Annotated in this window: 12 protein-coding genes; 10 read left to right on the top strand and 2 right to left on the bottom strand. The window is 66.9% G+C overall.

Going from position 1 to position 14,009, the window contains the following annotated elements:
- The first annotated feature begins 134 nt into the window (after window positions 1–134).
- From AC5P6H_RS02025 to hslU, 8 genes are all read left to right on the top strand, one after another.
- On the top strand, window positions 135–2,246 hold the full coding sequence (locus AC5P6H_RS02025; RefSeq protein WP_049406041.1) for a S9 family peptidase: 2,112 nt from the start codon (window positions 135–137) through the stop codon (window positions 2,244–2,246).
- A 54-nt stretch (window positions 2,247–2,300) separates the two neighbouring features.
- Window positions 2,301–2,729, top strand: coding sequence for a YbaN family protein (locus AC5P6H_RS02020; protein WP_014648466.1), 429 nt, complete (start codon window positions 2,301–2,303; stop codon window positions 2,727–2,729).
- Between the two features lie 82 nt (window positions 2,730–2,811).
- The gene (gene lptM / locus AC5P6H_RS02015; protein WP_014648465.1) at window positions 2,812–3,084 is read left to right on the top strand and encodes an LPS translocon maturation chaperone LptM; all 273 of its coding nucleotides are present in this window, start codon (window positions 2,812–2,814) and stop codon (window positions 3,082–3,084) included.
- Window positions 3,077–3,928, top strand: a complete 852-nt coding sequence (gene dapF / locus AC5P6H_RS02010; protein WP_049439987.1) for a diaminopimelate epimerase — start codon at window positions 3,077–3,079, stop codon at window positions 3,926–3,928. The genes lptM and dapF overlap by 8 nt, the downstream gene beginning before the upstream one ends.
- Window positions 3,925–4,599 (top strand): DUF484 family protein, encoded by a 675-nt coding sequence (locus AC5P6H_RS02005; RefSeq protein WP_046432597.1) that lies wholly within the window; start codon window positions 3,925–3,927, stop codon window positions 4,597–4,599. Before dapF ends, AC5P6H_RS02005 begins: the two co-directional genes overlap by 4 nt.
- 16 nt (window positions 4,600–4,615) lie before the next feature.
- Window positions 4,616–5,512, top strand: coding sequence for a tyrosine recombinase XerC (xerC, locus tag AC5P6H_RS02000; RefSeq protein ID WP_046432594.1), 897 nt, complete (start codon window positions 4,616–4,618; stop codon window positions 5,510–5,512).
- Between the two features lie 85 nt (window positions 5,513–5,597).
- Window positions 5,598–6,149 (top strand): ATP-dependent protease subunit HslV, encoded by a 552-nt coding sequence (hslV, locus tag AC5P6H_RS01995; protein ID WP_005411093.1) that lies wholly within the window; start codon window positions 5,598–5,600, stop codon window positions 6,147–6,149.
- Between the two features lie 103 nt (window positions 6,150–6,252).
- The gene (gene hslU, locus AC5P6H_RS01990; protein WP_014648461.1) at window positions 6,253–7,626 is read left to right on the top strand and encodes an ATP-dependent protease ATPase subunit HslU; all 1,374 of its coding nucleotides are present in this window, start codon (window positions 6,253–6,255) and stop codon (window positions 7,624–7,626) included.
- 96 nt (window positions 7,627–7,722) lie between these two features.
- Here the strand turns inward: hslU and AC5P6H_RS01985 are convergent, their stop codons facing one another.
- Together AC5P6H_RS01985 and smeT are read right to left on the bottom strand one after the other, a co-directional pair.
- Entirely contained in the window at window positions 7,723–8,715 is a 993-nt protein-coding gene (locus tag AC5P6H_RS01985) for a Gfo/Idh/MocA family protein (RefSeq protein ID WP_014648460.1), read from the bottom strand.
- A 46-nt stretch (window positions 8,716–8,761) separates the two neighbouring features.
- Complete coding sequence (gene smeT, locus AC5P6H_RS01980; RefSeq protein ID WP_032961200.1) at window positions 8,762–9,421, bottom strand: efflux transporter SmeDEF transcriptional repressor SmeT; 660 nt, start codon at window positions 9,419–9,421, stop codon at window positions 8,762–8,764.
- Window positions 9,422–9,645: 224 nt separating this feature from the next.
- On the opposite strand from smeT, the gene smeD reads away from it, so the two are divergent.
- Together smeD and smeE are read left to right on the top strand one after the other, a co-directional pair.
- Window positions 9,646–10,830: a multidrug efflux RND transporter periplasmic adaptor subunit SmeD gene (gene smeD / locus AC5P6H_RS01975; RefSeq protein ID WP_014648458.1), complete on the top strand. Its 1,185-nt coding sequence runs from the start codon at window positions 9,646–9,648 to the stop codon at window positions 10,828–10,830.
- 12 nt (window positions 10,831–10,842) lie between these two features.
- Window positions 10,843–13,965, top strand: a complete 3,123-nt coding sequence (gene smeE / locus AC5P6H_RS01970; RefSeq protein WP_495202274.1) for a multidrug efflux RND transporter permease subunit SmeE — start codon at window positions 10,843–10,845, stop codon at window positions 13,963–13,965.
- Window positions 13,966–14,009: the final 44 nt, after the last annotated feature.

Genomic DNA, 14,009 nt, shown 5'->3' with positions numbered 1-14,009 from the left:
GTACGCCGGCCGGCGCAACCCATGACGTTCCGCAGGGTTGCCGCATTGCCGAGATTGGGGTCAGATCCCTTTTCGGGAAAAGGGATCTGACCCCGTCGAAGACCATTGCATTGATGCGCCAGGAGCCTTATCTCATGAAGTCCACCCTCTGCCTGTTGCTCGCCAGCCTGATGACCACGACTGCTACCGCCGCCACGCCGCCCGTTCCGCCGGATGCCGCCAAGCATCCGCATGTGGTCAAGGCGCCGTTCGGCGCGACCCGCAACGATGACTATTACTGGCTGCGCGACGACAAGCGCGAGAACAAGGACATGCTGGCCTACCTGCAGGCAGAGAATGCCTACGCCGACCAGCTGCTGGCACCGCTGAAGCCCCTGGAAGACACCCTGTACAAGGAGATCGTCGGCCGCATCAAGCAGGATGATTCCAGCGTGCCGGCGCGCGAGCGCGGCTACTGGTACTACAGCCGCTTCGAGACCGGCCAGGATTACCCCATCCACGCGCGCCGCAAGGGCAGCATGGAGGCGGCCGAGGAAATCCTGCTGGACGTCAACGCAATGGCCGCCGGCAAGGGCTACTTCAGCGTCGGCTCGATGGAAGTCAGCCAGGACAACCAGCTGCTGGCCTGGGCCGACGATGACGTCGGCCGCCGCCAGTACACGATCCGCTTCAAGGACCTGGCCACCGGCACGGTGCTGCCCGATGTGATCACCGGCAGCTCCGGCGACCTGGTCTGGGCCGACGACAACCGCACCGTGCTGTATGTCGAGAACGATCCGGAAACGCTGCTGACCGTGCGCGTGAAGAAGCACGTGCTGGGCACCCCGGCCAGCGCCGACACCGTCGTCTACGAAGAGAAGGACGACAGCTTCTACATGGGCATCGGCCGCACCCGCGACGATCGCTTCATCACCATCGGCGTGCACAGCACCGTGTCCTCGGAAGAGCGCTACGCGCCGGCCAGCGACCCGACCACCTTCACCGTGCTGGCGCCGCGCCAGCGCGATGTCGAGTACGACGCCGACCACCATGACGGCCGCTGGGTGATCCGCACCAACGACGGTGCGAAGAACTTCAAGCTGGTCACCGCGCCGACCGATGCCACCTCGCGCGCGCAATGGAAGGATTGGATCGCGCACGACGATGCGGTGTTCATCGAAGGCTTCGAACTGTTCGACACGTACACCGCCATCGCCGAACGTTCCGAGGGCCTGGAGCGCATCCGCCTGCTGTTCAAGGACGGGCGCAGCGACTACGTGAAGGCCGACGAGCCGGCCTATTCGATGGGCCTGGGCGACAACACCGAGGCCGATACGCCGTGGCTGCGCTACGTCTACACCTCGATGACCACCCCGACCACCGTGTTCGAGCTGAACACCGCCACCGGCGAGCGTCGCCAGCTGAAGGTGCAGCCGGTGATCGGCTATGACGCCTCGAAGTACGAGACCGACCGCGTCTGGATCACCGCGCGCGATGGCGTGAAGGTGCCGGTGTCGCTGGTCTACCGCAAGGGCTACCAGAAGGACGGCAAGGGCGCGCTGTTCCAGTACGCCTACGGCAGCTACGGCATGTCGATGGATCCGTACTTCAACCAGACCGCGGTCAGCCTGCTTGATCGTGGCGTGGTGTATGCCATCGCCCACATCCGTGGCGGCCAGGAGATGGGGCGCGACTGGTACGAGAACGGCAAGCTGCTGCACAAGCAGAACACCTTCAACGACTTCATCGACGTCACCCGTGGCCTGGTAGCACAGGGCTGGGCGGCGAAGGATCGCGTGGCCGCGTCCGGTGGCAGCGCCGGCGGCCTGCTGATGGGCGCGGTGGCCAACCAGGCGCCGCAGGATTACCGGGTGATGGTGGCGCAGGTGCCGTTCGTCGACGTGGTCACCACCATGCTCGACCCGACCATTCCGTTGACCACCAACGAATACGACGAGTGGGGCAACCCGGAGCAGAAGCCGTATTACGACTACATGCTGTCCTACTCGCCCTATGACAACGTGAAGCAGCAGGCGTACCCGGCGCTGTACGTGGGTACCGGCCTGTGGGATTCGCAGGTGCAGTACTGGGAGCCCGCCAAATGGGTGGCCAAGCTGCGTGATGACAACACCGGCCACTACCCGATCCTGTTCCGCACCAACATGGAAGCTGGCCACGGCGGCAAGTCGGGGCGCTTCCAGCGCTACCGCGAACTGTCCGAGTCGTACGCGTTCGTGCTGCAGCAGCTGGGCATCGCCCAGCCGTAACGGCGAAGGGGCGCCGGGCGCTGCCTGGCACCCCGAACCGGTATCCTTGCGGCCATGAGCCAGCCCGAGCCATCTGCACCCCGCGATAGCGCCACGCCGCCGCGCGTGGTGCGTTTCCGCTGGGCATGGTGGCTGCTGGCGTACGTCAGCCTGGGCACCGGCATCGTCGGCATCTTCGTTCCGGGGCTGCCGACCACCGTATTCATCCTGATCTCGGCCTGGGCCGCCTCGCGCGGTTCGGAGCGCCTGCATACCTGGCTGCTGCAGCATCCGCGTTTCGGCCCGGCCATCGCCAACTGGCAGGCACACGGGGCGGTCAGCCGCTACGGCAAGTGGATGGCCACGATCACCATGGCGGTATGCGCCGGCATCATGCTGTGGTGCGTGCCGATCGCCTGGGTGAAGTGGTTCTCGATCGGCAGCATGACCGTGGTCGCAATCTGGCTGTGGACGCGGCCGCTGCCACCACCGCCCGCGGATTGAGCGCCGGCGGTAGTGCCGGCCGCTGGCCGGCAACCCGATTCCCTGCACCAACCGCTCAGCCGCCAATGGCTATACTCGGGGCATGAAGATCCCCCATCGAAACGCCATCCTGATTCCGCTGGCAGCGGCCTCGCTGCTGCTCCTCGCCGCCTGCGGCAACAAGGGACCGCTGGTACTGCCGCAGAAGCCGGTGCCGGTGGAAGAAACCGTCGAACCCGCTGCCGAGCCCGCCACCGAGGCGACCGCGCCGCAGACCCAGGGCAGCGGCACCCCGGCCACGACCGTGGAGCCGGCCGCACCGGCCACCCAGCCGGCGCCAACGCCCGCGAAGAAGGCGGGCAGCGGGAATGAGTAAGGCCGGTTCCAGGGCCCTGCGTTTCAGCAAGATGCATGGCGCGGGCAATGATTTCGTAGTGATCGACCTGCGTGACGGCACCGCACCGCCCACGCCCGAGCTGGCCGCGCGCCTGGCCGACCGCCACACCGGCGTTGGCTGCGACCAGATCCTGACCATCGAGGCACCGCGTGCGGACGGTTCGGTGGCCTCGTACCGCATCTGGAATGCCGACGGCTCCAATTCCGAGCAGTGCGGCAACGGCGCGCGCTGCATCGCCGCCTGGCTGGTGCGCGAGGGCAGTGCGCAGGGCGGTGCATTCGTCATCGACAGCCCGCTGGCCAGCCATGAAGTGAAGGTGCTGGGCGAAGGGCAGTTTGCGGTGACGATGGGCGTGCCCGCCTTCGAGCCGGCCAACGTGCCGCTGATGGGCTTTGCGCACGCGCGCGAGGAATACCTGCTGCCGCTGCAGGGCGAGAGCGTACGCTTCGCCGCGGTGTCGATGGGCAACCCGCATGCGGTGATCGAAGTGGGCCTGGTCGATGCTGCACCGGTCGAGCGCGTCGGTGCGCTGCTGCAGCAGCATGCGTCGTTCCCGCGCTCGGTGAACGTGGGCTTCGCCCAGGTGATGAGCCCGGCCCACGCCCGCCTGCGCGTGTTCGAGCGCGGTGTCGGCGAGACCCTGGCCTGCGGCAGTGGTGCCTGTGCCGCCGCGGTGACCCTGATGCAGCGCGGTCGCCTGCAGCGCGATGCCCGCATCAGCCTGCCCGGTGGCGACCTGCGCATCCAGTGGCCGGGCGATGGCCAGCCGGTGGTGATGGCGGGCCCGACCGCATTCGTCTTCGAAGGGGAGTGGATCGCATGACCGAAACCGTCGACAAGCTCGGGGCCCATGAAGTCGCTGCCTGGTTGCGGCGTCATCCCGGCTTCCTCAAGCAGTTCCCGGACCTGGCCCTGACCCTGGTGGTGCCGCGTGACGACGGCCCGACCGCGTCGCTGGCCAGCTACCAGCTGGAAGTGCTGCGCGAGAAGAACCGCGAGCTGGCACGACGGTTGGCCGATCTGGGCGCGACCGCCCAGGTCAATGAGCGGCTGGCGGTGCGCACGCACCAGCTGACCCTGGCGCTGATGAAGCAGGACAACGCGGCTGACACCCTGCGCGCGATGGCCGCCTCGCTGCAGGAAGACTTCGCCGGCGACCTGGTGCGGCTGGTGGTGCACACGCCAGTGGCCGGGCTGGAACAGGCCGACTGGCTGCGGGTGATTGCCGCGGATGATCCGCAGCTGGGCCCGTTCCGCGATTGCCTGAACGATGGCGAGCCGATCTGCGGCCGCCTGCAGCCGGAAAAGAATGCCGTGCTGTACGGCGTGCGCAGCGAGGAAGTGCAGACCACCGCGCTGCTGCCGCTACCGGGCGTGGGCCTGATCGCGGTCGGCAGCCACGACCCGAACCGCTTCTACCCGGGCATGGGGACGTTGTTCCTGCGCATGATGGGCGACGCGCTGGTCACTGGCCTGAAGCGCTTCCCGGGCTGAGCAGGTTGCGACGACGATGAGCGCGGTACAGGCCTTCCTGCAGCACCTGCAGGTGGAGCGGCGGATGTCGGCGCATACGCTCGACGCCTACCGCCGCGACCTGGACGCGCTGTCGGCCTGGGCCGAGCCGCGTGGCGTGGCGGTGGAGGCACTGGATGCCGAGGCCGTGCGCCAGTTCGTTGCCGACGAGCACCGGCGTGGCCTGTCGGCCAAGAGCCTGCAGCGCCGCCTGTCGGCCTGCCGAAGCTTCTATGCCTGGCTGCTCAAGCACGGGCGTATCGAGGTCAGCCCGGCAGCGACGCTGAAGGCACCGCGCGCACCGCGCCGCTTGCCACAGGTCCTCGACGCCGATGAGGCGGTGCAGCTGGTCGAGCTGGAGCCGGAGGGTGAGCTCGGCCGCCGTGACCGCGCGCTGCTGGAACTGTTCTATTCCTCTGGCCTGCGCCTGAGCGAAGTCTGCGCGCTGACCTGGCGCGATCTGGATTTCGACAGCGGGTTGGTGAACGTGCTGGGCAAGGGCAACCGCCAGCGCCGGGTGCCGTTCGGCCGGCCGGCGCGCGAAGCGCTGCAGGCGTGGCGCACGGAAAGTGGGGGCGGCCCGGCCTCGCCGGTGTTCCCCGGCCGCAACGGGCCGATCAGCCAGCGCGCGGTGCAGATCCGCATCCGCCAGCTGGCGCAGCGCCAGGGCCTGTTCAAGCACGTGCATCCGCACATGCTGCGGCACAGTTTCGCCAGCCACATCCTGGAATCGTCCGGCGACCTGCGCGGTGTGCAGGAGCTGCTGGGCCACGCCGACATCGCCACCACGCAGATCTATACCCACCTCGATTTCCAGCACCTGGCCAAGGTCTACGACGCCGCGCATCCGCGCGCGAAGCGTCGACGCAGCAACGAGGGCAGCGGAGAAAGCTGAACGTTGCCCCTGCGGCAGCCGGTCGCGGGTGGCTTGAAGGGCGCAGCGCAGTCCCCACCTCTGGTTCTGTCACCCCGGAGGCATCATGGACCCCAGTCAGAACCCCAACGTTTTCCACGCCACCACCATCGTCTGCGTCCGTCGCGGCGAGCACGTGGCCATTGCCGGCGACGGCCAGGTCACGCTGGGCCACACCGTGATGAAGGGCAACGCGCGCAAGGTGCGCCGCCTCGGCCGTGATGGCCAGGTACTGGCCGGCTTCGCCGGTGCCGCCGCCGATGCCTTCACTCTGTTCGAGCTGTTCGAGGCCAAGCTGGAAAAGCATGGCCAGCTGCAGCGTGCTGCGGTCGAACTGGCCAAGGATTGGCGCACCGAGCGCCGCCTCGGCAAGCTGGAAGCCCTGTTGGCGGTGGCCGACAAGGAAACCTCGCTGATCATCAGCGGCACCGGCGATGTGATCGAGCCGGAGGACGGCATCATCGCCATCGGCTCGGGTGGCTCGTATGCACTGTCGGCCGCACGCGCCTTGATGGCGCACACCGAACTGGATGCGCGCACCATCGCCAGCGAAGCGATCGGCATCGCCGGCGACATCTGCATCTACACCAACCGCAACGTGGTGGTCGAGGAGCTGTGAGGGTAGCGTCGGGCGCTGGCCGGCAACCTCATGATCCCCCGCACGCGTGCCTGGTTGCCGGCCAGCGGCCGGCACTACCGACAAAGAATCCGTGAGCACATCCATGTCGAAGATCGAAGTTTCCTCCGCCACCATGACCCCGCGCGAGATCGTGCAGGAACTGGACCGGCACATCGTCGGCCAGCACGACGCCAAGCGCGCCGTGGCCATCGCCCTGCGCAACCGCTGGCGCCGCATGCAGCTGGTGCCCGAGCTGCGCAATGAAGTGATGCCGAAGAACATCCTGATGATCGGCCCGACCGGCGTCGGCAAGACCGAGATCGCGCGTCGCCTGGCCACGCTGGCCAACGCACCGTTCGTGAAGGTCGAAGCCACCCGCTTCACCGAAGTCGGCTACGTCGGCAAGGACGTCGAGCAGATCATCCGCGACCTGGCCGATACCGCGGTCAAGCTCTATCGCGAACAGGCCAAGGTGCGCGTACGCACCCAGGCCGAAGAGCGTGCCGAAGACCGCATCCTGGATGCGCTGCTGCCGCGCCGCAGCGGTGGCATCGGCTTCGATCCGGAAGTCGCCCGCAACGAGCCGTCGGCGCAGGACAACGAGACCCGCATCAAGTTCCGCAAGATGCTGCGCAACGGTGAGCTGGACGAGCGCGAGATCGAACTCGACCTTGCCGCAAACGTCAGCATGGACATCATGACCCCGCCGGGCATGGAGGAAATGGGCCAGCAGCTGAAGTCGATGTTCGCCAACCTCGGCGGCGGCGCCAAGGCGCACAAGCGCACGCTGACCATCAAGGCCGCGCGCCCGCTGCTGATCGAGGAAGAAGCGGGCAAGCTGGTCAACGAGGACGACATCCGCACCGCCGCGATCGAGGCCTGCGAGCAGCACGGCATCGTCTTCATCGACGAGATCGACAAGGTCGCCAAGCGTGGCGACAACGTGGGTGGTGGTGACGTGTCGCGCGAAGGCGTGCAGCGCGACCTGCTGCCGCTGGTGGAAGGCTCCAACGTGTCCACCAAGTACGGCACGATCAAGACCGACCACATCCTGTTCATCGCGTCGGGCGCGTTCCACCTGGCCAAGCCCAGCGACCTGATTCCGGAGCTGCAGGGCCGCTTCCCGATCCGCGTGGAGCTGGGTGCGCTGAGCAAGAACGATTTCGTGCGCATCCTGACCGAACCGAAGGCCGCGCTGACCAAGCAGTACGAAGCACTGCTGGCCACCGAAGGCGTCAAGGTCAGCTTCACTGCCGATGCCATTGATCGTCTGGCCGAGATCGCTTTCCAGGTGAACGAACGCCAGGAAAACATCGGCGCGCGTCGCCTGCATACGGTGCTGGAGCGCCTGCTGGATTCGCTCAGCTACGAGGCACCGGACCGCGACGGCGAAACCCTGGCCATCGACAGCGCCTACGTTGACAAGCACCTGGGTGAGCTGGTGCAGGACCCGGACCTGAGCCGCTACATCCTGTAATGCCCGGTGGGGTCGGATCCCTCGCCGTGGCGAGGGCGCTGACCCCGCCCACTGCAGCAGAAAAGGCCGCCGCAAGGTGGCCTTTTTCCTGTGCGGTCAGTGCGATTGCCGGGTGCGGTAGTCCCGCAGCACCTGGTCGATCACTGCACTGGTGCGGGCGGCGCTGATGCCGTTCGAGGGCGAGTGCCCGTTGCCGCGCAGTTCGTCCACGAGGGAGGCGATCAACGGCTGCTGGATCGACGACGGGTTCGGGATGTCGAAGGCCTGCACGCCCGCTTCGGTTTCCAGCTCCACCGGAACGTCCTCGAAGGTGGCAAAGCGCAGCTGGCCACGGTCGCCGGTGATCTCGATCTGATCCTGGCGGCGGAACGCGCAGAAGCTCCATTGCGCGATGCCGTGCGTCCCCGTCCCGGTGCGGAAGCACATCGAGACGCTGTCCTCGGCGGCGTAGGCGCCGGTCAACGAGCTGGCCAGGCCACGCACATCGCTCAGCGGCCCCAGCAGATGGTCGAGCAGGTCCAGGGTATGCGAGCCCAGGTCGACGAACAGCCCGCCGCCGGCGATCGCGGGGTTGGTCCGCCAGAAGTCAGGCGATGCGGCATCCACTGAATGCGGCCGGTGCAGGGTGGCGCGCACGGCGCGCACTGTGCCGATCGCGCCGTCGTCCAGCAGCTGCTTCACCTGTGCGAAGCGGGGCAGGGCACGGCGGTAGTAGGCCACGAACACGGGCACGCCGCTGCGGGCGCTGGCCGCGATGATGCGCTGGCACTCGTCGTGGTCCATGGCCATCGGCTTTTCGATGTAGACCGGCTTGCCCGCAGCAATCGCCTGCAATGCGTAGTGCATGTGCGTGGAGGGCGGTGTTGCAACGTAGACCGCGTTCACCTCCGGATCGGCGATGAGTGCATCGGCGTCCGCGTACCAGCGCGGAATCGCGTGGCGGCGTGCATAGTCTTCGGCCAATGCGGCATTGCGGCGCATGACCGCCACTACCCGTGAGCCCGGCGTGTTGGCCAGGGCTGGCCCGCTCTTCTTCTCGGTGACGCTGCCACACCCGATGAAGCCCCACACCACGTTGTCCAGGATCATCGATCTGCCCTTGCAGGGGGTGCCGCAGTGATGGGAGCAGCCTCGTTCACGCCTCGGGCAGCGGCTCGGGGACGGTGCCGGGAACGAACACACCATCCTTCACGTAGGCGGCCAGGGTCATGTCCAGCGCGAGCATGCCGTCGCGCTTGAGGTCCATCAGTTCCGGTTCGACCATCGCGCCGTGCAGCACGCCCAGCACGGTGGCGTGCAGCATGCGCGCGGCGATTTTCGGGTCGGCGCCTTCGCGCAGCTGGCCCAGATCGCGGGCGCGGCGCAGGGCACGCTCCATCCGGTCCAGCGCATCGCGGAATCCGGCCTGCTGCATTTCGGTCAGCACCCTGGTGTCCGCCGACGCATCGCTGCGCAGCATGATCTCCATGGTCTTGCGCAGGCGCTCGTCCTCGGACAGCTCGATGAACGAGTGGATCATCACCGCGCGCAGGTCGTGCACCGGGGTGTCGCGCTGGTCGGTGGAGGTGCGCTCCAGTTCCTGCATGAAGGGCAGGTGCACGCGCTCGACGATGGCGGCCAGCACCTCGCTCTTGTTCTTGAAGTGCCAGTAGACCGCGCCACGGGTGTAGCCGGCGCGGGCACCGATCATCTCCAGCGTGGTACGGGCCACGCCGTGTTCATGGAAGCAGGCTTCGGCGGCGTCAAGGATGCCTTCCCGGGTTGCCTGGGTGTCCTCTTTGGTCTTGCGGGCCATGGGTGTGGGTACGAGTGCGGGTGAAACGTGGCTGAATTGTACCGGTTTACAAACAAACAAGCATGTATGTATATTTCGCACCCATCATTCCCGTCGTGTGCGTGGCAGGCCGGTCCGGCGCCCACTCCACCCGGGTGGGCGCGATCTGCGGGCTTTCACCGGAAGGGGAATGTCCATCGATATCAGCTCCCTCTGAGATTCCTTCCTCCAAGAGCCTTTCCGTCATGTTGCTGAGCCGAATCCGACCCTTTGCACTGTCGCTGGCAATCGCCGCGACCGTGGCTGCCTGCGGCGGCCAACCCCAGGCCCCCGAGCAGGGCCCGGGTGACGTCACCGTGGTCACGCTGAAGTCCGAGACCGTGGGCCTGACCCGCGAACTGCCGGGCCGTACCAATGCCTTCCTGGTCGCCGAAGTGCGCCCGCAGGTCAATGGCATCGTGGCCAAGCGCCTGTTTACCGAGGGCGGCATGGTCAAGGCCGGCGAGCCGCTGTACCAGCTCGACGATGCCAGCTACCGGGCCCAGGCCAACAACGCCCGCGCCCAGCTGGCCCGCGCCGAAGCCACCGCCAATGCCGCGCGCCTGAGTGCCAAGCGCATCACCGAGCTGGCCAAGGTCGATGCGGTCAGCCAGCAGGACCTGGAAAACGCCGTCGCCGCGCAGAAGCAGGCCGAGGCCGACGTCGGTGCCGCCAAGGCCTCGCTGGATGCGGCCAACGTCACCTTGGGCTACGCCCGCATCACCGCGCCGATCAGCGGCCGCATCGGCAAGTCCAGCGTCACCCAGGGTGCGCTGGTCAGCGCCGGCCAGGCCAACGCACTGGCCACCGTGCAGCAGCTGGACCCGATCTATGTCGACCTGACCCAGTCCTCGGCCGAGCTGCTGCAGCTGCGCCGCGAACTGGCCGCCGGCCGCCTGCAGGACAACCAGACCCTGCCGGTCAGCATCCTGATGGAAGACGGCAGCACCTTCGAGCACAAGGGCACGCTGGAGTTCTCCGAAGTCAGCGTCGATCCGACCACCGGCAGCTTCGGCCTGCGCGTGAAGGTGGACAACCCGGACGGCCTGCTGATGCCGGGCATGTACGTGCGTGCGGTGATCGGCGGCGGCGTGCGCAGCGACGCGGTGCTGGTGCCGATGCAGGGCATCGCGCGCGATCCGAAGGGCGACACCACCGCGATGGTGGTCGGCAAGGACAACAAGGTCGAAGTGCGCCCGGTCAAGGTCAGCCGCACGGTCGGCGACAAGTGGCTGGTCGAGGACGGCCTGAAGGCCGGTGACAAGGTCATCGTCGAAGGCCTGCAGAAGATCGGCCCCGGCATGCCGGTCAAGGCCACCGAGAAGGGCGACGCACCGGCCAAGCCGGCGGCAGCCGCCCAGCCTGCCGCCCCGGCCGGCGACGCGAAGTAAGCGGAGAACCCCATGGCACGCTTTTTCATCGATCGACCCATCTTTGCGTGGGTGATCGCCATCATCATCATGCTCGCCGGCGGCCTGGCGCTGTTCAAGCTGCCGGTCTCGATGTACCCCAACGTCGCACCGCCGGCGGTGGAAATCAGTGCTACCTACCCGGGTGCATCGGCCAAGGTGGTCGAGGACTCGGTGACGCAGATCATCGAGCAGAACATGAAGGGCCTTGATGGCCTGATCTACTTCTCCTCCAACAGCTCGTCCAACGGCCAGGCCACCATCACCCTGACCTTCGAGAGCGGCACCAACCCGGATATCGCCCAGGTGCAGGTGCAGAACAAGCTGCAGCTGGCCATGCCGCTGCTGCCGCAGGAAGTGCAGCGGCAGGGCATCAACGTGGCCAAGTCCAGCTCGGGCTTCCTGAACGTCATCGCGTTCGTGTCCGAGAACGGCAGCATGGACGCCAACGACATCGCCGACTACGTCGGTTCCAATGTCGTCGACCGCCTGAGCCGCGTGCCGGGCGTGGGCAACATCCAGGTGTTCGGTGGCAAGTACGCCATGCGCATCTGGCTGGACCCGAACAAGCTGCATACCTACGGCCTGTCGGTGCCGGAAGTGACCGCCGCGATCAAGGCGCAGAACGCCCAGGTGGCGATTGGCCAGCTCGGCGGTGCGCCGTCGGTGAAGGGCCAGCAGCTCAACGCCACCATCAACGCGCAGTCGCGCCTGCAGACCCCGGAACAGTTCCGAAACATCATCGTGCGCGGTGCGCAGGACGGTGCCGAGCTGCGCCTGGGTGATGTCGCCCGCGTCGAGCTGGGTGCCGAGTCCTACGACTTCGTCACCCGCTACAACGGCCAGCCGGCCAGTAGCCTAGCGGTCACCCTGGCCACCGGCGCCAACGCGCTGGATACCGCGGCCGGTGTGGATGCCGCGCTGGAAGACATGAAGGGCTTCTTCCCGGCCGGCCTGAAGGCCGAGATCCCGTACGACACCACCCCGTTCGTGCGCGTGTCGATCAAGGGCGTGGTGCAGACCCTGATCGAAGCGATCGTGCTGGTGTTCGTGGTGATGTACCTGTTCCTGCAGAACTTCCGCGCCACCCTGATCCCGACCATCGCCGTGCCGGTGGTGCTGCTGGGTACCTTCGGCGTGCTGGCGATGCTGGGCTTCTCGGTGAACATGCTGACCATGTTCGCGATGGTGCTGGCGATCGGCCTGCTGGTGGACGATGCCATCGTGGTGGTGGAGAACGTCGAGCGCATCATGTCCGAGGAAGGGCTGTCGCCGCTCGAAGCGACCCGCAAGTCGATGGGCCAGATCACCGGTGCGCTGGTGGGTATCGGCCTGGTGCTGTCGGCGGTGTTCGTGCCGATGGCCTTCATGAGCGGCTCCACCGGCGTGATCTATCGGCAGTTCTCGGCCACGATTGTCTCTGCGATGGCGTTGTCGGTGCTGGTGGCGATCGTGCTGACCCCGGCACTGTGCGCGACCATGCTCAAGCCGCTGAAGAAGGGTGAGCACCACGTCGCCCACCGTGGCCTGGCCGGTCGCTTCTTCAATGGCTTCAACCGTGGCTTCGACCGCACCAGCGAAAGCTACCAGCGCGGCGTGCGCGGCATCATCCACCGTCCGTGGCGCTTCATGGGCATCGTGGCGGCGCTGTTCGTGCTGATGGGCGTGCTGTTCGTGCGCCTGCCCAGCTCGTTCCTGCCCAATGAAGACCAGGGCGTGCTGATGGCGCTGGTGCAGGCGCCGGTCGGTGCCACCCAGGAACGCACGCTGGAATCGATCGCGGCACTGGAAAACCACTTCCTGCAGAACGAGAAGGATGCGGTGGACTCGGTGTTCTCCGTGCAGGGCTTCAGCTTCGCCGGCATGGGCCAGAACGCGGGCATGGCGTTCGTCAAGCTGAAGGACTGGAGCGAGCGTGACGCCGACAATGGCGTGATGCCGATCACCGGCCGTGCGATGGCGGCCCTGGGCCAGATCAAGGATGCCTTCATCTTCGCCTTCCCGCCGCCGGCCATTCCGGAGCTGGGGACCGCCTCGGGCTACACCTTCTTCCTGAAGGACAACAGCGGCCAGGGCCACGAGGCACTGGTGGCCGCGCGCAACCAGCTGCTCGGCCTGGCCGCAGGCAGCAAGAAGCTGGCCAACGTACGCCCGAACGGCCAGGAAGACACGCCGCAGTTCCGCATCGACATCGACGCGGCCAAGGCGACCTCGCTGGGACTGTCGATCGATCAGATCAACGGCACGCTGGCCGCGGCGTGGGGCAGCTCGTACATTGATGACTTCGTCGATCGTGGCCGCGTCAAGCGCGTGTTCGTGCAGGCCGACCAGGCGTTCCGCATGGTGCCGGAGGACTTCGATCTCTGGTCCGTGAAGAACGACAAGGGTGAGATGGTGCCGTTCAGCGCCTTCGCTACCAAGCACTGGGACTACGGTTCGCCGCGCCTGGAACGCTACAACGGTGTGTCGGCAATGGAAATCCAGGGCGAACCGGCCCCGGGTGTCGCCTCCGGTGATGCCATGGCCGAGATCGAACAGCTGGCCAAGCAGCTGCCGGCGGGTTTCGGCATCGAATGGACGGCGATGTCCTACCAGGAACGCCAGGCCGGCTCGCAGACGCCGCTGCTGTATACGCTGTCGCTGATGATCGTGTTCCTGTGCCTGGCCGCGATGTATGAAAGCTGGAGCGTGCCGACCGCGGTGCTGCTGGCGGCCCCGCTCGGTATCCTCGGCGCGGTGCTGGCCAACACCTTCAAGGGCCTGGAGCGCGACATCTACTTCCAGGTGGCGATGCTGACCACGGTGGGCCTGACCAGCAAGAACGCGATCCTGATCGTCGAGTTCGCCAAGGAAAACCTGGAAAAGGGCGCCAGCCTGATCGAGTCGATCATGCACGCCGTGCGCGACCGCCTGCGCCCGATCGTGATGACCTCGCTGGCCTTCGGCATGGGCGTGGTACCGCTGGCGATCTCCACCGGTGCCGGCTCCGGCGCCAAGCAGGCGATCGGCACCGGCGTGCTCGGCGGCATGATCGTCGGCACCGTGCTCGGCGTGTTCTTCGTGCCGCTGTTCTTCGTGGTGGTGCAGCGCGTGTTCAAGCGCAGATCCACGACGTGACCTGAAACGGTCATGCCGGCCTCAGGCTGGCGTTATCGAAACGG

The organism is Stenotrophomonas sp. YJH_SMC_110 (genome assembly GCF_059369255.1).
Note: the sequence above shows the minus strand (reverse complement) of the source record. Positions and strands in the feature narration are given on the sequence as shown.